We start from the raw sequence: 20,982 nt of genomic DNA, 5'->3' as shown, positions 1-20,982 counted from the left end.
CGGCAGTACCCGCCGTCGTTCAAAGCACGGCGGGCTGCCCCAAAGCTTGCACAACCTGCTGCTGCAACCTTTGCAGTAGCGGGTGTTGCCGCCTGGCCCCTAAGCGCAACGCATGCGCTACGGTCGGCAAAGGCAACTTACGCTCAAATGCCGTTTCAATTTGCACCCGTCGATCGACAGATTGCTGATTGAGCAGACCAATACCCATGCCAGCGGATATCGCGGCCAACATACCGGATACCGAAGGGCATTCTACCGTGACCTTATGGGCAATACCCGCGGCGCTCAGGCGCTCTTCAGCCAACCGGCGGTAAAAGCAGTCCGGCCCATAGCTGACCAATTTCACGCCGTCACCTGGCTGAAAACGCCACCCCGGCGGCACACACCAATGAATTTGCTCCGTTGCCAACACCACATCTTCCGCGCTTAACTGATCGCAGAACTGCTGATGCAGAACCAGATCCAACTCCCCTTGGGCCAAAGCGTTACGCAAAACCTGGCTTTGATCGATGACCAACTGCACGTCAACCTGCGGATGCTGATGGGTAAAGGTCGCAAGCAACGCGGCTAACTGGGGCAGTGACATCTGCTCTGTGGCACCAAAACGCACCCTCCCTTGCAATAAAGAGGGAGAGAAATGCGCCAGTGCCCGATCGTGAGCCTGCAAAATCTGTCGCCCATGTAACAACAGCGCCTCACCGTCCACAGTGGCGGTCAAAGAGACCCCTTGGCGATCGACCAGAGTGCGACCCAATTGTTCCTCCAACCGTTTGATTTTCCAGCTCACTGCCGACTGGCTGAGGCTTAGCTGATGCGCCGCACGCGTCATGCTGCCGGTGTCGATAACACTCTGCAGCGCGCGCAATGCATCAATGGACAAACGCTGATTCATAGCCACCTCATGACAAAAATTGGATTTAATCACCATAACTTGTCATTGGCGTCATGAAAAGGTGATGGGTATGGTGGGTATTCGACGTGACAACGGGGATAAACTATCATGAACAGCCTAACTTCTTTGGTTAATCAGCAAGTTATCATCAATGGATATCGCATTGCCACCGGCATACACGGGGAAGGTAAACCGCTAGTATTGGTGCACGGTACCCCTGCCCATTCGATCATCTGGCGAAATTTGCTGCCCCGCCTGACGGCGGCCGGCTTCCAGGTTTATTACTATGATCTGCTGGGTTACGGCGCATCAGAACGCCCATTGTCGGCAGACACTTCAATTGCTGCACAGGCAGATTTACTGCTCGGCCTGCTGGACCACTGGCAACTGGATTCTGCCCACGTGTTTGGCCACGATATTGGCGGCGCGTTATCACTGCGTGCGGCCTTCAAACATGCCACACGTTTTCAGTCGCTGACCATCGCGGATATTTGCAGCTACGACTCCTGGCCTTCGCCCACCTGGCGCAGCATTCGCGATCACTATCGTCAGTACGCCATCTTAGACGCTTCACAGCACGTACAGACCCTAACGCGTCAGTTGGAAATGGCCGTGTTCAACAAATCGCTGATGACCGGAGAACTGTTACAGCACTATCTGGCACCGATCGTCGGCGTGGTCGGCCAACCGGCATTTTATCAACATCAAATCGCCCATTACGACGGGCGCTATACTGAAGACTTTGCTCAGCGCCTGCCAGAGCTACGTCTGCCAGTGCAAATCCTGTGGGGTGAGAACGATGAGTGGCAACCAGTCAGTTACGCTTACCGTTTGCAGAGCGATATTCCCGGCGCCAGGCTACAGGTGATCCCGCAGGCGGGGCATTTTCTCATGGAGGATGCACCGGAAACCGTCGCTCAACAGCTGGTAACGTTTATTCATTCACTTTAAACCGGGCGAACGCGCTCAGGAGTACAAGATGCAACTGATTGGCATGCTGGATTCACCCTATGTGCGCCGGGTCGCTATTTGTTTGAAATTATTGGGGATCGAGTTTGAGCACCACGCAATTTCAGTCTTTAGCGGTTTCGACCGATTTAAAGCCCTTAATCCGGTGGTGAAAGCCCCAACACTGGTGCTGGACGACGATCAAATACTGATGGATTCTTCACTTATTCTGGAATACGCCGCAGGCATCTCCCCCACAGGGAGGCTCTTACTACCGACCCAAGGCACCGAACGACTACGCGCCCTGCAACTAAATGGTTTGGCACTGGCGGCCTGCGAAAAAACGGTGCAGATCGTTTATGAACAGCAACTTCGCCCACAAGAAAAGCAGCACCAGCCCTGGCTGGATCGCATTCAGGGCCAACTACTGGCAGCCTACGCCGAACTGGAAAAGCAGTTACCGCAGGCTGCAATACCGCACTTGATGGGCAGCGCAGAGGTCAGCGTGGCGGTTGCCTGGAGCTTCACCCAACACATGCTGCCCGGGCAGATTAGCGCCGATCAACATCCAGCAGTGGCGGCATTTTCCGCCAATGCCGAAAAACACCCGGTGTTTCTCAGCACTCCGCTGGTTTAACCGGCCGAAGCGCGCGTCATACAGCGTTGGCGCCGCTCATCCACCCGCTTGGCAAACCAGGCAGTGGTTAGCTTACGGGTGATTTTCGGGCTTTCCAGTTGAATGCCCGGCAGCATTTCCCGCGGCAGCTTTTTGCCCGTACTTTTCTCCGCCAGGGCATACACCCGTTCATACAGATCGGTCTCAGAAAATTCGAGTCGATCTCCCTTCTCCAGCGCCCGACGAATCGCCGAATCACTCATACCCAGCCGTTTGCCAAGTGTACGTACTGCCAACTCGGTGGTACCCGGCTTGTCAGTGCCGTAGTTGATCAAATCGCCGTCCAGCGCCAACGGAATGCCCGTCGTTCGGCTGACCGCACTCTGGAACGCCGCATTGCGACTGGCGTACCAACCGGCATTGAAGTCGGCAAAGCGGTAAATGGGCTGGCTGTAGTTCGCTGGGTAGCCTAACAAATGGGCGATACCAAAATACATGCCACCGCGGCGACTGAACACTTCACGGCGAATGGTACCGTCAATCGGGTACGGGTAGCCTTTGGCATGTGATTCGGCGAAGGCGACACTCACCTGCATTGGCCCAGCGGTATGCACCGGATTCAGGTTGCCAAACAGTTTTTGGCCCATCGGTACCGAATTGATCATGTCATCAAAAATATCACTAAGATCTTTTTCGGTACGTACCTTATCCAGACGCTCGCTGTAGCTCTTACCGTTCGATGATTTGATCAGCAAGGCGGTATGCACCAGAAAATTAGGAATATGCAGCTGGTCAGCGCGGCGGTCGATCTCTTTCCAGGCAATTTTGGGTAGCCCCGGTACCGGTGGATTTGCCTGGAAGGTCGACTCCTGCTCGGTGACTGCCAGTACCGAACACAGGTTTTGAGAGCTAGGTTCAATGCCCTGTGCGGCGAAAGCGGCAGTGATGTCGGTGGCCCACCCTTGACGATCGGCGGTATTGGCCGGCATCAGCCTTACCAGTTGGGCTTTAACATCTTCCGGACGTTGTACCGGCGTCGTCGTCGTCGTTTTAGTGGTACAACCGGCCAACACCATCAGCGCAGCCAGGCTCAACGGACGCAAAGTTATCGGGTTGATAAAACGGCGAATTAGCATCTTTTCCCTGATCGTTTTAGCATAAACTGCACTGACGTTAGCCCAGCTGAGGGCCGTGATCCAGTTTAAATGTGTTCACCTGCCACCGGAACCCAGCTATGACAGCGCATCAACCGTAAAGGAATAACGTAATGATTGAACTCATAGACATGAACCAGCAGGACTTTGAGCGTTACCGCGTTCACGGGATAGAAGAATATGCCTGTGATCTGGCGCGTTCGTTGCTGTTAAGCCAGGAGCAGGCACGGGTGGAAGCAACCGCGTCCTACAACGACGCCCTGCCCAATGGGTTGGCAACGCCAAATCATCGGCTGGTTTGTGCACGCGTGAGTGGATCAGCCGAGAATATTGCCATCGTCTGGTACAGCATTAAACAACGCACCTTCGGTAAACAGCTGTTTGTTTACGATTTTGAAGTGGATACTGCCCGGCGTGGCAAAGGCTACGGTGAGAAAATCCTCAGCGCAGTGTTGGATGCCGGGCGAGCTGCCGGTGCAGAATATGCCGAGTTGGCAGTCTTCGACGACAACCCGAGCGCAGCCAGACTGTATACCCGACTCGGCTTCAAGGCCGTCAACACGCGAATGTACCGAAAACTCTAAATCGCGCCTTTCATGATCGTGGGCATTTTCAATGCAACAATAAACATGTATTTTATATGCAACATATAAAATCATTCTGCTGGTCCGCTCTGTGCGGCAATGCAGAATCCAAGGAGAGATGCATGACTGAGCTGCTGTGTTATAAAACCCTGCCAGAATGGAACAGCACCACGCTACCGGAAAGTTTCCAGCAAAAGCACAACACCCAAAGTGGCACCTGGGCCAAACTCACCCTGCTGAGTGGCACGCTGACCTTCGCGCTCATGACCGAAGAGGGCGAAACCACCGAAACCTGGCAGTTTAGCCCCGAGAGCCAACCGCCGTTTATCGAACCACAACAATGGCATCGCATCGTTTCATTTTCTGATGATATGACCTGCCAACTGGCTTTCTATTGTTCGCCTGAAGATTACTACCACAAAAAGCACCAACTGACGCGCACCCATTCCGAAGTGATTGAGGCCGTGCAGCGTATCGCGCCCGGTAAAGCGCTGGATCTAGGCTGTGGCGGCGGACGCAATTCGCTCTACCTCAATCTGAAAGGCTTCGATGTCACCGCCTGGGACAAACACGCTCCCTCGATTGATAATCTCAACAGCATTATCGACAGCGAAGGCCTGTCGCACATTCGCGCCAGCGTGCAGGATCTCAATACGCGTAGCTTCAGCGGTGAGTACGACTTTATTCTTTCCACTGTGGTATTTATGTTCCTCAATCCGGCGCAGATCCCCTCGCTGGTGAAAAACATGCAGGACAGCACTGTCAGTGGCGGTTACAACCTGATCGTCGCGGCGATGGATACCCCAGACTATCCTTGCGCTCTGCCCTTCCCGTTCACCTTTAAGGCGGGTGAATTGAATAACTATTACGCCAACTGGGACGTGCTTAAATACAACGAAGACGTTGGCCAATTACACAAAACCGATGCTGCCGGCAATCGCATTTCTTTGCGTTTTGCCACGCTTCTGGCACGCAAGCCATAAAATTCCCGCGCTCCCCGTATAACGGGCTCATGACTGCCAGCGCCGAAATGCGGCAAACAACATGAAGTTTATTACGTTGCCAACCCGTGGTTACGGCGTTAGGATCGCGCCCGGCTACGGGTGTAGCCAGTGTTATTGGTTGTCAGTTCCGCGCATGGAGAGGTTATTGTGTTAGAAAGTTTTGGCGTCCTGAATCTTTGGACCTATCTGGTCGGGGTGATTTTCATCATCATTTTGCCAGGCCCGAATACGCTATACGTTTTAAAAACCGGTGTTACACGTGGCGTACGCGCTGGCTATACCGCCGCACTGGGCGTGTTTATTGGCGATGCTATCCTGATTTTTTGCGCCTATATTGGCGTAGCCTCACTGATCCGTACGACGCCATTCCTGTTTACGCTGGTGCGATTTCTCGGTGCGATTTACCTGCTGTTCCTGGGGGCAAAAATTCTCTATGCCACCTTTATCCAGAAAAATGCGGAGCAACATCCTCAGGTTGAAGGCAGCCATAGCATCCTGCGTAAATCACTGACACTCAGTCTGACCAACCCGAAGGCGATCCTGTTTTATGTTTCGTTCTTCGTGCAGTTCATCGACTTTGACTATGCCCACACCGGCCTTTCGTTCACTATTCTGGCGTTGATCCTCGAATCAGTCAGTTTTATCTACATGACTACGCTGATCTTTAGCGGCGCGATGCTGGCGCATTTCTTTAATCACAAGAAAGGTCTGGCAAAACTGGGTAACGGTCTGATTGGCCTGTTGTTCCTCGGTTTCGCTACCCGCCTGGCCACTCTCAGCTCCTAACCTCGCTCACAACGGCTGACTTGTTCAGCCGTTAGCCTTCCCCCGTTATGTCACGCAGGGCAAACCGATTGTCAGGCAGACAAAAGTCGATCTTCTCTGCCTGCTGTAGACTTTAAAGGTTAACGATTTACCCAAAATAATTGGCGTTGCATCAAGGCGGCTAACGACCGAATCCCGATGAGCTGACACAAGTGAGTGATTCGGATGAGAAGAGCCAACACAAATGTCGCGTCAAGGATTAAGGGTACGACCTATTTTGTCTGACCGGAGGGCGTATGCCTGACAATACCCTAGCAGTGATGGACAACGTTTCACGTTTTCTCGATCGTCATCATGGTCTGTATATCGACGGCCAATGGTGTGAATCCAGCGCCGAAGGTCGGTTGGCAGTGTATAACCCCGCCGATGGGCAGCAAATTTCCTCTACCGCAGACGCCAACGTGCAGGACGTCGCACGCGCCGTCCAATCTGCCCACCACGCATTTATCTCTGGGGTCTGGGCACAACGCTTACCCGCAGAGCGCGAACGTATATTATTACGCTATGCCGATCTGGTTGAACAACACACCGAAGAGTTGGCACAACTGGAAACGCTGGAACAAGGCAAGTCGATCAATATTGCGCGTATGTTCGAAGTTGGCTGCACGCTAAACTGGATGCGTTACACCGCCGGGCTGACCACCAAGATCACCGGGCAGACACTAGACGTGTCGATCCCGATGCCGCCAGGCGCCAAATACCAGGTGTATACCCGCAAAGAACCGATTGGCGTGGTCGCCGGTATTGTGCCGTGGAACTTCCCATTGATGATCGCCATGTGGAAAGTGATGCCAGCGCTGGCCGCAGGTTGTTCTATCGTCATCAAACCCTCAGAAACCACCCCACTTACCGTATTGCGCATGGCCGAACTGGCAACCGAAGCCGGTATTCCGCCAGGGGTATTCAACGTGGTAACCGGTAAAGGTAGCGGTTGTGGCAAAGCGCTGACCGAACATCCATTGATCGCCAAAGTAAGCTTCACCGGCTCCACACCCGTTGGCAAAGGGATCGCGCGCGCCGCAGCGGACCGCCTGACACGTGTAACACTGGAGCTCGGTGGTAAAAACCCGGCTATCGTCCTGAAAGATGCCGATCCACAACAGGTCATCGAAGGTCTGATGGCCGGCAGCTTCCTTAATCAGGGCCAAGTGTGCGCCGCCAGTTCGCGAATTTATATTGAAGCGCCGATCTATGACACTCTGGTGGCTGGGTTCGAGCAGGCAGTGAAATCACTGTCCGTTGGGCCGGGAATGGATGCCAGTGCGCAGATCAACCCACTGGTCTCCAGCGATCACCGCAATAAGGTGGCCGCGTATCTGGATGACGCCAGGTCCAAACAGGCAGAGCTGATCAGCGGCGCATCCGGGCCAGACTCACAGGGGTTCTATATCCCACCAACGCTGGTGATTAACCCGGACGACAAGCTGAACCTGACGCGTGAAGAGGTCTTTGGCCCGGTGGTCAATTTGATTCGTGTCGCAGACGCCGAAGAAGCACTGCAAAAGGCCAACGATACCGACTACGGTTTGACCGCCAGTCTGTGGACCACCAGTTTGCAATCCACGATGGCTTACACGCCACGCATTCAGGCCGGTACGGTTTGGGTCAACACCCATACGTTGATCGACGCCAATATGCCTTTCGGTGGATTCAAACAGTCGGGCAGCGGGCGTGATTTCGGCCCGGATTGGCTGGATGCCTATACCGAATCCAAATCCGTGTGCATTCGTTACTAAGAATGGTCCAAAGCATCAGTAGCCCCTTTTATGGTGCTACTGATGCTGTTTGCGGTATTCGCTCGGCGAAACGCCAAAACGGCTTTTGAAGGCAGTAGAGAAGTGGCTGTGATCGGTAAAACCCCATTCATAACCGATAGTTGCCAACTTTTGTCGTTCCGGCGCACGGCTCAGAGCCTGCGCACAAAGATCCAGACGGCGGTGCTTGATATATTGCGCCACCACCAGTCCCTGGCGGGAAAACATCCGATACAGACTACGTACCGACACGCCCAATTCACTGGCAATCCATTCTGGCCGCAACTGCGGTGATTGAATATGTGTGTCGATAAACGCCAGCGTTCGGGTGAAGCTGCGCGGGTGACTATCAACCTCAATCTCGCGATCGACCAGCGCTGGATGTAACAACGTCGCGACGGCGCTCAATATCGCTTCGCTCTCCGGGGCGCTCATCTGCGGGTCTTGCATGCAGCCCAACACCAGTTGCCGACTAAGTCGCACTACGCTGTTTTGTGCGTCGAGACGCCGTGCACACTGCAAATCGGGCGCGTGCGCAGACTGTTCGAAATAGCTGCGTGGCATCAGTAACGAAATTTGGCGGGAATCTTGTTGAAAGGTAAAACTGCTGGTACGTGAAGCGTCGATCAATGTGACGTCGCCGGCAGACAGTACCGCCTGCCGATCTCCCTGTTCCATCAATGAACTGCCACGCAATTGAAAGACAGTGAAAAAGTGCGAACCGTCGCTGCGGGCAATCTCTTGATGGGTACGATACAGGCGGGTATGGGCAGCATCAACCACACTCAGGCGTAGCGCATGGGCGCGGAACTCTTGCATCGCACCGCTAAACCCAGGCCCCAGCGTCTTGGCGCAAAACCGGCCACAGGCGGAATTGATTTTCGCCAGCCACTCCTCAAAGCCGACTTCCCTGCTCTGTGCGGAAATTGTCATGGCTTCCCCTTCAAACATCAGCGATGAACGCTGTCGAACCGCAAGCGGCATTGAACAGAAAACCAACATAACAATCCGATAACATACAATCAATGCCGTGACCGGGATCTGGCGCAGGGATCACAGATTGCCCCCACAACACAGGCGCAGTCATCAAATTGACACGTCCCCTTCATGTAACCATCACATTGCTCGCCAAATATAGAGCTCAGTTTGATGACAGCCACCTTCACACCATGGGTATTCCTAATGAAATTATTACAAAAATCTGCGCTGGCACTGTGTTTATTCACCGCTGTCGCCCTGCCTGCGTTCAGCGTTTATGCCGCCGAAGACGCACAACCCTTCACAACTGCACAGCAGGTTGACCTGACCCAGATCCTGCCGCCGCCGCCAGCCAATGACTCCGTGCAAACCAAACGGGAACTGCAAGAAGTCGTGGATATGCAGCAGAAAAGGACGCCGGAAATGGCCACACAGGCCAAGGCGGATGCGGAAGAAAATGTTTGGGTATATAGCAACGTTATGGGGCCGAAATTCAATGCCAAAGCGCTGCCGGTACTGAGTGCCTTCTTTGAACGTGTTGTCGCGACAGAAGCCGCCGTGGTTGATCCCGCCAAAGACTTCTGGAAACGTCCGCGTCCACATATGCTGGACAGCCGCATTGAACCGATTGTAAAACGCTCTACCTCCGGCTCCTGGCCTTCCGGTCACACCACGCTGGGCACGTTGATGGGCATTACGCTGGCCAATATGGTGCCGGAAAAACGCGCCGAGATCATGGCTCGCGCCTGGCAATACGGCGACAACCGCGTGGTTGCCGGTATTCACTACCCGTCGGACATTGAAATGGGTCGGATCGCCGGTAGCGTGATCAGCCAGCAGATCTCACACCAACAAGATTTCCAGCAGCAATACCAGCAGGCCCGCGAAGAACTGCGTCACGCGTTGGACCTGCCTGCCGGAAAATAATGCTTAAGGCTGGGTGTCGAGCAAATAGCGAACGACGGCCGCATACTCTTGTGCGTAGCCGTCGATGCTTTGGCTCGACATACCGGCATTATCGATCTTGTACTTACCGGAAACATAAAATGATGGCGTTGCGCGTACATCCAGCGCTTTCACCGCTTCATTCTGTTTGGCAATCATGCCTTTCACCAGCAGGCTGTGACGTGCGTTCTCATAAGCAGCAGCGTCAACACCGGCGGCGGCAAACACCCGCTGAATATCCTCTTCACTGTTGATAGCACGTTTCTTTTGCAGCTCGTCAAACAGCATACCTTCAATTTTATCTTCAATGCCCATCACCATCGCCACCGACCAGGCTTCGGTCAGCTCATTGCCTAGTTTCCCCATCAGGCCAACGTGATATTTGGTCAGTTTAGTGCCCTCAGGCAGCTTCTGGCTGACGGTGCTCCCCACGTGGTAGGTATCAGCAAACTGGTAGCACGGGCCGCAATAGAAGGAGAAAAACTCCACGACCGCAGGCGCAGAGGCCACAGGCTTATCCAGACGACTATATTGTTCGCCAGCGCGAAAATCCGCCGCGGCAGCCATGGTCGGAAGTAACAAAACCAGTAATGTACCGGCGATCAGTCGATTAATTTTAGCCAACATACCTACTCCAATTCAGATGAGATCATTGTCCCTAACGCCGGTGTTTATAATCAAATTATCGGCTTAAGGCCAGGCTTTATTACCTTGTGTTTATGTGGGATTGACGCACATCAAAGGTATAGCGCGGCCTGTCAGTGGTATTCCTCAGCCCAGGAACTATGCTTGAAAGAGGATGCTGATTGTCGCAGGAGTGCCTGAACCGAGGTAAAAATGACAGCGATTAATAAAAGTGTTGGTGAATATGACTTCACCGCAGAAAAGAGAGCCGGTGTGATTACCGGAACCATCAGCGGTGAATTCCCTGACAGTGATGCCAGCCTCCCACTGTTACCTTTTTCCGGTACCTTTTCGGCCACGTCGGTCGCAGAGGCCATTGACGATATTACCCGACAATTCCCTGACATAGAGCCAGCGATTGTCGATTTATTACGAGATGAAATGCTCAGCGCCGGATATTAACTCGTGCTGTCTCAATAGCCGTAACCCTCTCGATTAGAATAATCCTACTTACAGAACCTTTTCGGTTTCCCTACCCTTTCCATATTGCTAACACCCTCAGCAGAAGATGATACTAGCCACCTCAATGTAAAGTTAAAAGGGTATATTATGCGTCGTATTCTGATGTTCATCAGCGCGCTGACTATTAGCGCAATGCTTTCCGGTTGTATATTCCCACCACCGGGTGGCGGCGGTGGCGGTGGGCGTGGTGGTCCAGGCGGGCACGGACATTATTTTAACGGGCCACGTTAAATAGCGCTCATATCGTTGACACTTACCAAGAATATAAAATTTAGCGTGCAGGTCATCATAATGAAAAAACTACTATTTGTTATTTCAGCCGTATTGTTATTAAATTGCACATCGGTTTTTGCTGCACCTCCTGTCAGTGAATATAATGGCAAACCAGTTATTCATCAGAATAATAAGAAACCGCATAGCAATAAAGTGCAGCCCAAACCACACCACAATAAAAAACCACTCAGAAAGCCGCATAAGAAAGCGCCAGAGAAACAGGCTCCGGAGTTCCGCCACGCGCACAACGATTAATGTCAGTGATTGGACACGCAATAGCTAAAATATCCCCCTACACAGGCGCTAGGGGGAATCACTTACAATGCTTTGGCTCGCAGGGTATCGCCGCTGCGAATAAAATTACCGGCGCCCAAATGATGGATAGTATGCAATTGCGGATCTGCGTCGGCAAAGCTCCAACGGCCACCGTGAAACACACGTTCGTCTGCGGCGGCGGCAATCACCTCACCAAAACAGGTATCATATTTCTGCTGCGCACCACTTTCAGGTAACAGGCGGCACTCCAACCACGCCACGCACCCTTGCTCTATCAAGGGCACGTTCAGACTGGCACTGGGGAACGTAGCAATATTGAACCGGGAAAATTTATCTTCCACTTCTTGCCCCGAAATGTTGCCCACTGCATAAGTCGTGTCGATAAACATCGCCGCAGGAATGCAGATGCCAAACACCCCACTCTCTTCGATCATCTGTCGGGAATGCGCATTTTTATCGACCACGATAGCAATCCGCGGCGGCGTAAATTCAACCGGCATCGACCAGGCGGCAGCCATCACATTGCGCCGTGCACCATCCTGACTTCTGCTGGTAATCAACACCGTCGGGCCATGGTTAAGCAAGCGGCTGGCATGTTCCAGTGCAACGGGACGAAAATGATTCATGGGAGGCCCTTATTGATATCTCTGGGTGATCAAACTTAAGGTAAAGCGGCGTTTGCCTGTGCTTTGCAGTGTAGATCTGCGTTGCTGTGGTGATCAATCACGTTGGCGGCACAGAAGCACGGAATGTGTACCTATGATAAGCCTGAGGTTGCCGATGCATTGAGGTTTGGCGAGGAGATACTGCGCCAGCATTCACTGGCGCAATAGGGTAAAACTAGTTTTTTGGTAGTTGGATGCGCACGACGCTTTCTGGTTTACCGGTCTTAGTACTGGCACCGTCGTTTTTCACCGTCACAAACAACACGTTGTTGCTGGTATCCAGCGCCAGGCTGTTCGGGTGCGGTGGCAACTCTACCGTCTGCAGTCGCTTGAGGGTCTTCGAGTCAAACACCGTCAGCGTCCCCACTCCGTGCTCAACACGAACCCCTTTGCGGTTGGTGACGTATACCCGTTGATTGTTCTCGTCCAACAGCAGGCCAATCGGCACCTCATCGGTCAGCTCGCTGGCCAATACCTTGCCGCTGTCCGCGTCTAATGCAAAGACCCGGTGCCCGCTACTGCGCTTCACGTAATCGTGCCCCAGATGCGTGTTGCGGTAATTGTCGCGATCGATCCCCTGATCCACACCTAACAGACGGTTGTTCTTACCGTCATACACCAGGTTCAGCAATTGATCCGCCTGGATCTCTTTGGTGGATGTGATCGCCAGCGTATCGGCATTCAGCGTGATCAGCTGCCCCTGCATATTGGAGACAAAGACGCGCCGTCCTTTCTCATCAAGCGTGATACCTACCGCGTTATAGCCAAAACCGGGGATCATTTTCTCCAGTTTTTTGTTGCGGGTATCCACTACAAACAGCACGCTATCCACCCCGAACCCCAGTCCAGGTAAGAAAAGACGGCCAGTCTGCGCGTCGTACTTCATTTCACGGATCCGGTACTGGTAGTCTTCAGTGATCTTGAAACGCTTAAGTTCCCCGAGCAGGAACTCCAGCCGTTTGCCGGTGATACCCGCGTCTTTATACGTCTTCTCAAGCATCGACTTTTCAGTCACGGTAATATTGCCAACCGCACGATTGGTGGTGGTATCCACCACACCGACCGAGCCGTTAAACCCTTGTGTCAGATACAACCGGTGGCCGGCATCATCCAGCGCTACGCCGAAGCCTTTCACCTGCAGAGGGATTTCCGCCTGCACTGCCAGCGTGGTTGGATCTAAACGCAACACACGAGAGCGAGCCTCTTCCTTCCAGTCCGGGGCGCTGACAAACAGCGACTGTTGGCTTGGGCTATAAGCCATCTCCACCAATGCCGACGATAATGGCTGACGCTTGATATCTTCAGGTTTGATCCCTGTGTCGCGAGCCTGAGCCGCACCGGCCACCACCAACGACGTGGCGATCAACAATGACAGTAAAGCGCGAGGTGATCCTATTGTTCCAGACATCCATTTATCTCCATGAAAGTAATAAAGTCAGTTAGGGTGAACAACGTCATTGCTGCGGTGCCGGCGGCAGGTCCGCAAGCGGCATATTCCCACCGTCCTGCTGGGAAAAATGCAAGAACACGTGTTGAATGGTATCGGCGATCAGCCCCGCCTGTTGCGCGGTGTAGTGATCGGTTCGATAGGTCATCATCACGCGCAGGGATTTCACGCCGTCGAGGTTTTCTTCCATCACTTCAAACTGCAAACCGAGCAGTGATTCAGTTTTCTCCGGTTCAACCTGGCGATACGCTACCGTGCTGCCGTCTTGTAGGGTGAATGCCCCGTTGAGCTTGATGCGACTGTGGATCTGGATGAACACTTCGAACATGTGATTCTTGCGATCGGCATGCGCACCAAATAACCCCTCTTCCACCAGATCAATTGGGATATCGGTGTAGGGCATCGAGCCATTGATGGTGTTCTTGACTTGCTCGATCAGGCCAGCCACCGTGAGTTGCTCGGCGAAGCGCACCCGGTGCACCACCACGGTAGTAAAGTAGCCAATGGTGTCGAAGAACTCAGCGTCGTTGCGCCCGGAGGTAGACGTACCCACCAGCAGATCTGCCGGGCCGCCGAGGAGGCGCAGAGCAGAGGTGATACCGGCATAAACCACGTTGAACAATGAGGCATTGTTCTTCCTGGCCTGGGCGTATAGCCCATCCGCCACCGCAGGATCGACGTCAAACTCCAGCCATCCCCCGTTGACATCGGCCTCTGCCGGTACGGCAGGATGATGTGATGGTTCCTGCTGGAACAGCGGCTGCCCTACCGGTGCATCACGCAAGTTATCCAGCCAGTAATCCAAATGCTGTTGTGCGACACCGCCAGCCTGTTGCTGCCGGGCAAAGGCATAAAACTGCGGCACATCGTTTGTCCATTGTGGCTTCTGCCCCGCGACACGGTAGCGATAGGCGATGCCCAATTCGTCCATCATCAGGTTTAGCGACCATTCATCCAGCACGACATGATGGAACAGCAACGACAACAATTGCTGGCCGGTTGCCGCGTCACGCAGGAAGGTGGCACGCAGCGGCAGCTCCGTGGTGAGGTTAAAGCGGTGTTCGCCCGCTTTGGCCAGCAATTCACTGCCGTTACCGGCCGGTGTTTCATGAGAGAAGCGGAACCAGGCATAGTCCAACAGTTCAGCGGCGGGCACCACTTGCTGGCATACCTCACCGTGGCGCTCGATAAACAGCGAACGCAATACGCTGTGGCGTGTCATCACATCAATAAATGCCTGGCGCAACGCCGTTTCATCTACCGGATCAAGGAAGCTAATAGCGAATGGCAGATTGAAGATTTCGTCGTGACCGAACGCCTCATAAACTTTCCACAGGGAATGTTGTGCCAGCGACAACGGAGCCTGGACGGCTTCGCCCTGCTGTTGCGTGACGAGCTCCTGCGTTGCCGGCGCTGTCGCAACATGACGTTTGGCATAAACCGACAAACCGCGGGCAGTGGCATGGCTGAACAGATCGTTAATGTTGAGCTCTATACGATGCAAGCTAAGCAAACGGCCGATCACTCGGGTGGCCACCAGCGAATGCCCGCCGCGATCGAAGAAATCTTCATCAACGGTCATCTCTGGTGCAACCAGCGCCTCGCGGAACTCCGCTAGGATCAGTTGGGCGATCGCGTCATTTTCTTGCCCATCATTCACGGGCAAGGCGTGCTCAACTACAGCTAACGGCTGCTCAACGGCAGGAAGCAGCGCCGTCGTGATAGTCCGCCCCGCCAGGAAAGCGACAAACTGCTCTAACAGGAACGGGGCTGCGTGCGGTGTTAAACGAGGATCCGCGATCAGTTCCAGTACCACCGAATCCGGATCGGGCAGGCTCAGCGCCAGCACCAATTCAAAAGGCGTGTGCAGCGGCGGCAGCAACAGTCGTTCAGCACTGACACCGTCAAGTTGCAGAGCCACAGATGGGTCCGCCAACCAGGTCACCAACAATTGGGCCACCTGTGGATTGGGGGCTTCCGCCGTTTGTTGCGCCAGCAGCCGGTTTTCCACTTCGGGATCAGCAGGGTGTAGCGTCAGGCGTTTCAGCCGGGCAGCGCTCATCCAGGTTTCCACGCCGAGTGCCTGCTGTGCATCATCCTGCGGGATGCAGAGTTGTACCGGCAATCCACCGGACTGGGCTGAGATAAAGCGGCCAAAACGAGCAGCGATCGCTGCCAATAACGTCGCCGGGTTATCAGCAACAGGCAGGATTTTACGCGCAACACGGGTCGCTATACGCACCCCGGTCTGTACCAGAACGTCATCCTGGACAACAGATGTGCGGTAATCCCGTAATGCCATCGCCTGTCGCGGCCACGGCAGCACGAGGGCTGTCGCTTCTGGCAGTGGCGCAACCGGCGGTATCACCTCAAAACCTTGCGCAGGGTCATTCCCGTTATACAGTGCCGATAACGTCTTCAATAACTGTCGGCATGACAACGTTTCCACCAAAATATCGTGCGCCACGACGCCCAATACCACATCATTACCGGTGAAAACCCAAAAGCGCACCGGCGCTTCACGTGCCAATTCGAGAGGGGTGGCCTGCGCCTGCAACAAGTGACTAACTGCCTGTTGCTCATTCGCCACTGCCTGAATACTTATCGGGTTCAGGGTCGTATTCGCGCGCAGTTTGCGTAAACCTTGCTCGTCATCAAAGTCATAGCGAACATCCAGTTCCGGCATTAATCGGCCCAGGGCTTCCAGCGCACTGACCAATCTGCCGATGTCCGGCTCACCGCCTAACCGCCAGGCCATTGCCTGCTGACTCCCCCCATCACCCCGCTGTTGGTGCATGAACCACGCCAGCTCTTCCGTTTCGCTCAATGACTGACTGGCGTCATCCGCCCGAACACCCAGGGTCTCGAACGCCAGATCCAGACGCTGGGCCTCGTCATCGCTGAGAATATTGTCAAAATAACCGCTCACTGCTTTATCTCCTTGTGCCCGGCCACGCCGGAACATCGGGGAATGCTGACGATAAGAAGAGACGTCAATACGCCCCTCTGACTGCTGACAAACTCACGCAAGTGCTAAACCGTAGGGGGCGAACAAGTTCGCCCCGATTTACCCCTTCGATGATGCTATTGGGCGCAACTTGCCGCGCCCCTACCCTTAAACCGTCGAGTATTGTCAACAACCTCAGGCGTTGATACGCCCCTTGTGTAGACAGGCTGCTACGGCATCAGAATGTCAGTTCAAGTGCAGCACCAACCATGCGCGGACGCTGCTGGGACGCTGTATACACGTCATTGCCACTGACCATCACACGACGTTCTGAATCAAACAGGTTCTGTGCATACAGGGTGGCGCGACCATAGGCGAAGGTGTACGCCAGTTGGGTATTTGCCGACCAGTAAGAACCGATATGTCCACGAGAGTCATTGTCGTACTGTGAGTAGTAAGAATCTGAGAATGCGACGTTGCCGCTCAGTTCCAGCCCAGCCATCAACTGGTACTTCGCACCCATGTTGGCGGTATAAGCTGGCGCACGCGCTAACTCATGACCTTCTACACCACTGCCCGAGAACTTCTTAATCTTGGTCTTCAGCAGGCCAACGTTGGTGAACAGCTCGAAGTCCCAACGCGGCTGCCAGGTTGCCCCCATCTCCGCACCGTAGGTTTCCACCTTGTCAGCATTGCGAATCACCGACGAGTCTGGCCCCAACGAGTACGGAAGTTGCATGTCCTTGTAGTCGTTGTAGAAGATATTGCTGGTGAGAATGACATTGGCATCTTTCAGGTGATGACGGGTATACAACTCATAGTTCCAGACATACTCGGAACCATAGGTATAACTAACCACCGGTTTGCCGATAGTGATGCCACCGCCGCCAGCGTTATAACCACGTGCCACTTTGGCGCCGTAAGTCTGGGTATCCGTCGGCTTCCAGGCCAGGTCCAGCTTCGGCAGGAACACTGTGTAGGTTTCGTCGAAGTCGATACGCACGGCTTGGCTGCCACCGGTACGCTGACGGTGCTCACGCTCCAGACGGCTGGCGGCGGTAAGATCGACCTCAGGCGTGATGGCGTAGGTCAGTTCGGCAAAGGCAGAATTGGTGTCCGTTTTATCCTTAAAGCTGGAGCCGCCGAAAATATTGACGAACTCATCCTGCTTGGCGTGGAAATAACGCAACCCCGCCAACCCATGCAAGCGGCTGTCCGGCCCGCCAAAGCGCGCAACGGGCTCGACATGCACTTCTTTACCACCGATTTCAGCATATTGGATGTTGTAGGCTGTAGGGCGGTTGATATTAAAGTCGGTGTAGATCACCCGGTTTTCGAGCGTCAGGCTGTCGGATTGCTCCCAAGCCAGATCCCAGACGCCACTGTTCGAGTTGCTTTTAAACACCGCTCGGCGTGGGTCATGACGTGGATTGGTCGGGTGAACCAATGGGTTGAGGCTCTCATTTTGTGGTGAGGTGCTGCCAAAATGGTTAAAGGTCAGCTTGGTGGTCAGATCACGCATACCTGCCGGGTTAAACAACAATTTGGCGCGGGCGGTAGTGGCTTCAACCTCGCGTGGATCCCCCACCGGGGCATAAGCCGGCAGATCGGCATAACTGCGGCGACGCTGGCGATCAACGCTAACGCGGAATGCCAGTTGATCTTCCACCAGCGGGCCGGATGCCATGGCGGATAACTGTGATGAATGCTGGTTACCCACCCCACCCTTGACAGCACTTTCCCAGTCAAAAGTAGGATCCTTACTGGTCATCACGATGGCGCCGGCAATGGCGTTACGCCCCTGAATATAACTCTGTGGGCCAAGGAACACTTCGACACGATCCAGATCCCACAGCGACTGCGGGCCGAACGCCTGCTCGTTATAGGTCAATGAGCGGCCATCGAGTGACAGATTGAGGCGCGGGCGGGTGCCGCTGAGGAAAGCATTGGCGCCGACATTCGGCCCGGAACCGTCAATACCGCGCACCGTTGGGAGGTTGTTACCAATCCCCAAATCCACCACGTTGGGGGTCATGCGAAGCAAATCGGGAACCTGCAACGCATTGGGCATAGAAGAAATCCGCTCACTGTCGAACACTTGTACGCTGGAGCCGGTATCAAAAATGCTGCGTTTAATTTTTTCGCCGGTCACTAACAGGCTCTCAGAGTCCTGCCAGTTGTCGTTACGTTTGCTGTCTGCGGTTTCCTGAACCTTATCGTCTAATGCTGCTGCGTTAACATTCCCTACAGACAGAGAGCAAAGACCCAGAAATAGTGAGGAAAATGCCCCAATGGCCTGTAAGCCTGCTTTTTCCTTGTTTCCTACGATTTTATGCCTTTGAGCCGCTAAATGCTTGCTCATAGATGTATTCTCCTTTCATCCCAGATGCACAAAAATTTAATTGTTTTCACATAGGTAACGACGCTGATTCTCACACTAACAATGGCATTACGGCCTTCCTGACCTTGCTATTGCATATCCCTGCCGCAGACAACCGCCCCACCCCAGACGCACAGCGGGCGGAAGCAGATTTTTTGTCTGGAAACGTAAATAAATGTTAATAATGATAATATTTTACATATTTTAATGCAAATCATTATCACTTAAGAAAATAAATGTGTAGATGAAAAGTCATAACCCAAAGGAATAAAACAGAAGTTACCCGTAACGACAAAAACCAATAATTTAATTTAAAATGAATATAAAACATAACTATATTGATATTAACAATTTCAAAAAAAGAGCAGAGAGCTGTATTAACCGCATTCTTTTCATGTGTTATTGAGGCAAATAAAAATAGTAATGGTTTTCATTACCATTAACATTGACATATATTCTTACAGTCTCTCAATACTGATGGAAACCCGATGAAAGCGTTGACTACGATGCAGGCTGCCTACTGGGTTGGCAGGCAATCTGAAGCGCCGCTGGGGGGCGTGTCTGCCCACCTGTATGCGGAATTTAACTGCAATGACCTGGATGTCGAACGACTGAGACAGGCCGTTACCGCTCTTTACCTACATCACCCCATGTTGCGCCTGCGCGTGACAGCAGATGGCCAGCAGACGATTGACGCCTGTGGCCCTCAACATTGCCTGCATCTGGACGATTTTAGCCACGCAGATACCCTCCACGTTGCCAACCGGCTTGCCGATAAACGCCAGACAAAAAGCAGCCAAAAATTGCCGCTGGAACAAGGTGTTCCCTGTGATATCAGCCTCAGTCTGTTGCCCGGTGGCCACAGCAGATTGCATGTGGATCTGGACATGATTGCCGGGGATGCGATGGGTTTTCGTGTATTGATGGAGGATTTAGCGCGTTTTTATCATCAATGCCCAACAGCGCCCGATGACAACAGCGTCCCCTATTTTGACTACCTGGACCGCCAACATGCCGACACGGCGTTACAGGTTCGCCGCACCCGTGCGCAGACCTGGTGGCGTGAACGTCTGACTCAGTTACCCCCCGCTCCGCATCTGTTACGCACGCCTGATCACTGCCGCAGCGATCGGCTGGCGCTGCAACTGAGCGCCAAAGAAACCAAAGCGCTGGAAGATACCGCCAAAGCACATCACATCACGCTTTCATCACTGTTTCTGGCGCTGTTTGCCGTAACCGTCGGCTATGGCTGGAACCTGTCACGCTTCCGGTTGAACGTGCCGTTGTTCCACCGGGAAGCAGATAATGTCGACAACATCATTGGCGATTTTTCCAATCTGGTTCTTCTTGGCATTACGCTGAATCCGGCGGAAAACCTGCCCGCCTTCTGCCAGCGCCTGATGACGCAGCTAGCGGAGTTGATTGCCCATGCCGACTATCCCGGCGTCAGTGTGATGCGTGATCTTTCACGGCTACAAGGCAGTATGCAGCCTTCGCCGGTGGTCTTTACCGCCGGTTTCGGTATCCACGGGAAAGCGCTGTTTTCTGACGACGTCACCCGTACCTTTGGTCCGCTGGAATGGGTTATTTCCCAAGGCCCGCAGGTCGCACTAGATGCCCAGGTAGCACACGCCAACGGCGGCATTCTGATCAACTGGGACGTGCGCCTGGACGCTTTTCCGGATCGGCTGCTGCCACAGTTGTTCGCCACCTACGGCGCGCTGCTGAAACGGGCGGCCAACCGGCCAGACAGTTTCAATCAACCACTGACGCAGTGGTTGTCACAATGCTCCGCACACGCATTGGACCGCCAAGTGCCGGTACGCCAATTGCTACATCGACTGTTAGCACGTGTTGCCCCAGACGACAAACTGGGTGATGACGATGACATCAATGCCTTACAACTGCCGCAGGACGGCCTGCTGGCCTTATTGGCCGTGCTTAACAAATATCTGTCGGTGGCGCTGACCCCAGAAGATGTGGTGGCCCACCCTACCCCTACGGCACTTGCCGCCTTGATCTGCGAACGGGCGCCCAATGCTGCTGAAGGTGTGCAAATGCTGCTGAAGGTGCTGGCACCCAAAGCCTGATATCGGTTCCGGGTGCGTAGCCTCACGCGCCCTGCTTTCTTTTTCGTTGGTTAGCGAC

The 20,982-nt window shown here is 53.8% G+C and carries 19 protein-coding genes; 11 read left to right on the top strand and 8 right to left on the bottom strand.

Annotated elements, in window-relative coordinates:
- Positions 1–19 precede the first annotated feature (19 nt).
- The gene (locus SGR01S_RS05025) at positions 20–928 is read right to left on the bottom strand and encodes a LysR family transcriptional regulator (protein WP_037423349.1); all 909 of its coding nucleotides are present in this window, start codon (positions 926–928) and stop codon (positions 20–22) included.
- Between the two features lie 72 nt (positions 929–1,000).
- On the opposite strand from SGR01S_RS05025, the gene SGR01S_RS05020 reads away from it, so the two are divergent.
- The gene (locus SGR01S_RS05020) at positions 1,001–1,843 is read left to right on the top strand and encodes an alpha/beta fold hydrolase (RefSeq protein WP_172479772.1); all 843 of its coding nucleotides are present in this window, start codon (positions 1,001–1,003) and stop codon (positions 1,841–1,843) included.
- Positions 1,844–1,871: 28 nt separating this feature from the next.
- Positions 1,872–2,477 (top strand): glutathione S-transferase, encoded by a 606-nt coding sequence (locus SGR01S_RS05015; protein ID WP_061806745.1) that lies wholly within the window; start codon positions 1,872–1,874, stop codon positions 2,475–2,477.
- Here the strand turns inward: SGR01S_RS05015 and SGR01S_RS05010 are convergent.
- On the bottom strand, positions 2,474–3,592 hold the full coding sequence (locus tag SGR01S_RS05010; RefSeq protein ID WP_061806744.1) for a DUF1615 domain-containing protein: 1,119 nt from the start codon (positions 3,590–3,592) through the stop codon (positions 2,474–2,476). The two genes, SGR01S_RS05015 and SGR01S_RS05010, sit on opposite strands and share 4 nt — an antisense overlap.
- Positions 3,593–3,723: 131 nt before the next feature.
- Between SGR01S_RS05010 and SGR01S_RS05005 the strand changes: the two genes are divergently transcribed.
- The 4 genes from SGR01S_RS05005 (at position 3,724) to SGR01S_RS04990 (ending at position 7,759) form a co-directional block, all read left to right on the top strand.
- Entirely contained in the window at positions 3,724–4,194 is a 471-nt protein-coding gene (locus SGR01S_RS05005; RefSeq protein WP_061806743.1) for a GNAT family N-acetyltransferase, read from the top strand.
- Positions 4,195–4,316: 122 nt separating this feature from the next.
- The gene (tehB, locus tag SGR01S_RS05000) at positions 4,317–5,177 is read left to right on the top strand and encodes an SAM-dependent methyltransferase TehB (protein WP_061806742.1); all 861 of its coding nucleotides are present in this window, start codon (positions 4,317–4,319) and stop codon (positions 5,175–5,177) included.
- A gap of 168 nt (positions 5,178–5,345) precedes the next feature.
- Entirely contained in the window at positions 5,346–5,984 is a 639-nt protein-coding gene (gene leuE / locus SGR01S_RS04995) for a leucine efflux protein LeuE (RefSeq protein ID WP_037423363.1), read from the top strand.
- Between the two features lie 275 nt (positions 5,985–6,259).
- Entirely contained in the window at positions 6,260–7,759 is a 1,500-nt protein-coding gene (locus SGR01S_RS04990; protein ID WP_061806741.1) for an aldehyde dehydrogenase family protein, read from the top strand.
- Between the two features lie 36 nt (positions 7,760–7,795).
- On the opposite strand, the gene feaR is transcribed toward SGR01S_RS04990, so the two are convergent.
- Entirely contained in the window at positions 7,796–8,710 is a 915-nt protein-coding gene (gene feaR, locus SGR01S_RS04985; protein WP_061806896.1) for a transcriptional regulator FeaR, read from the bottom strand.
- Positions 8,711–8,959: 249 nt separating this feature from the next.
- On the opposite strand from feaR, the gene SGR01S_RS04980 reads away from it, so the two are divergent.
- Positions 8,960–9,682, top strand: a complete 723-nt coding sequence (locus SGR01S_RS04980) for an acid phosphatase (protein ID WP_037423368.1) — start codon at positions 8,960–8,962, stop codon at positions 9,680–9,682.
- Positions 9,683–9,685: 3 nt separating this feature from the next.
- Here the strand turns inward: SGR01S_RS04980 and SGR01S_RS04975 are convergent, their stop codons facing one another.
- Positions 9,686–10,327 (bottom strand): DsbA family protein, encoded by a 642-nt coding sequence (locus SGR01S_RS04975; protein ID WP_037423370.1) that lies wholly within the window; start codon positions 10,325–10,327, stop codon positions 9,686–9,688.
- Positions 10,328–10,537: 210 nt separating this feature from the next.
- Between SGR01S_RS04975 and SGR01S_RS04970 the strand changes: the two genes are divergently transcribed.
- The 3 genes from SGR01S_RS04970 (at position 10,538) to SGR01S_RS23615 (ending at position 11,374) form a co-directional block, all read left to right on the top strand.
- Positions 10,538–10,786, top strand: a complete 249-nt coding sequence (locus SGR01S_RS04970; protein ID WP_037423372.1) for a hypothetical protein — start codon at positions 10,538–10,540, stop codon at positions 10,784–10,786.
- Positions 10,787–10,933: 147 nt separating this feature from the next.
- Entirely contained in the window at positions 10,934–11,077 is a 144-nt protein-coding gene (locus SGR01S_RS24325) for a hypothetical protein (protein ID WP_165392846.1), read from the top strand.
- Between the two features lie 60 nt (positions 11,078–11,137).
- Positions 11,138–11,374, top strand: a complete 237-nt coding sequence (locus SGR01S_RS23615; protein WP_073963407.1) for a hypothetical protein — start codon at positions 11,138–11,140, stop codon at positions 11,372–11,374.
- Between the two features lie 62 nt (positions 11,375–11,436).
- On the opposite strand, the gene SGR01S_RS04965 is transcribed toward SGR01S_RS23615, so the two are convergent.
- From SGR01S_RS04965 to SGR01S_RS04950, 4 genes are all read right to left on the bottom strand, one after another.
- Positions 11,437–12,021 carry a flavin reductase family protein gene (locus SGR01S_RS04965; RefSeq protein WP_037423375.1) on the bottom strand — a complete coding sequence of 195 codons (585 nt, stop codon included), beginning with the start codon at positions 12,019–12,021 and terminating at the stop codon, positions 11,437–11,439.
- A 214-nt stretch (positions 12,022–12,235) separates the two neighbouring features.
- Entirely contained in the window at positions 12,236–13,468 is a 1,233-nt protein-coding gene (locus tag SGR01S_RS04960; RefSeq protein WP_061806740.1) for a YncE family protein, read from the bottom strand.
- Between the two features lie 46 nt (positions 13,469–13,514).
- The gene (locus tag SGR01S_RS04955; RefSeq protein ID WP_061806739.1) at positions 13,515–16,436 is read right to left on the bottom strand and encodes a condensation domain-containing protein; all 2,922 of its coding nucleotides are present in this window, start codon (positions 16,434–16,436) and stop codon (positions 13,515–13,517) included.
- Positions 16,437–16,692: 256 nt separating this feature from the next.
- Entirely contained in the window at positions 16,693–18,816 is a 2,124-nt protein-coding gene (locus tag SGR01S_RS04950; protein ID WP_061806738.1) for a TonB-dependent receptor, read from the bottom strand.
- A 506-nt stretch (positions 18,817–19,322) separates the two neighbouring features.
- On the opposite strand from SGR01S_RS04950, the gene SGR01S_RS04945 reads away from it, so the two are divergent.
- Entirely contained in the window at positions 19,323–20,924 is a 1,602-nt protein-coding gene (locus SGR01S_RS04945; protein ID WP_061806737.1) for a condensation domain-containing protein, read from the top strand.
- Positions 20,925–20,982 lie beyond the last annotated feature (58 nt).

Source organism: Serratia grimesii NBRC 13537 (assembly GCF_001590905.1).
GTDB classification, from domain to species: domain Bacteria; phylum Pseudomonadota; class Gammaproteobacteria; order Enterobacterales; family Enterobacteriaceae; genus Serratia; species Serratia grimesii.
This window is presented reverse-complemented; position numbering and strand designations above follow the sequence as displayed.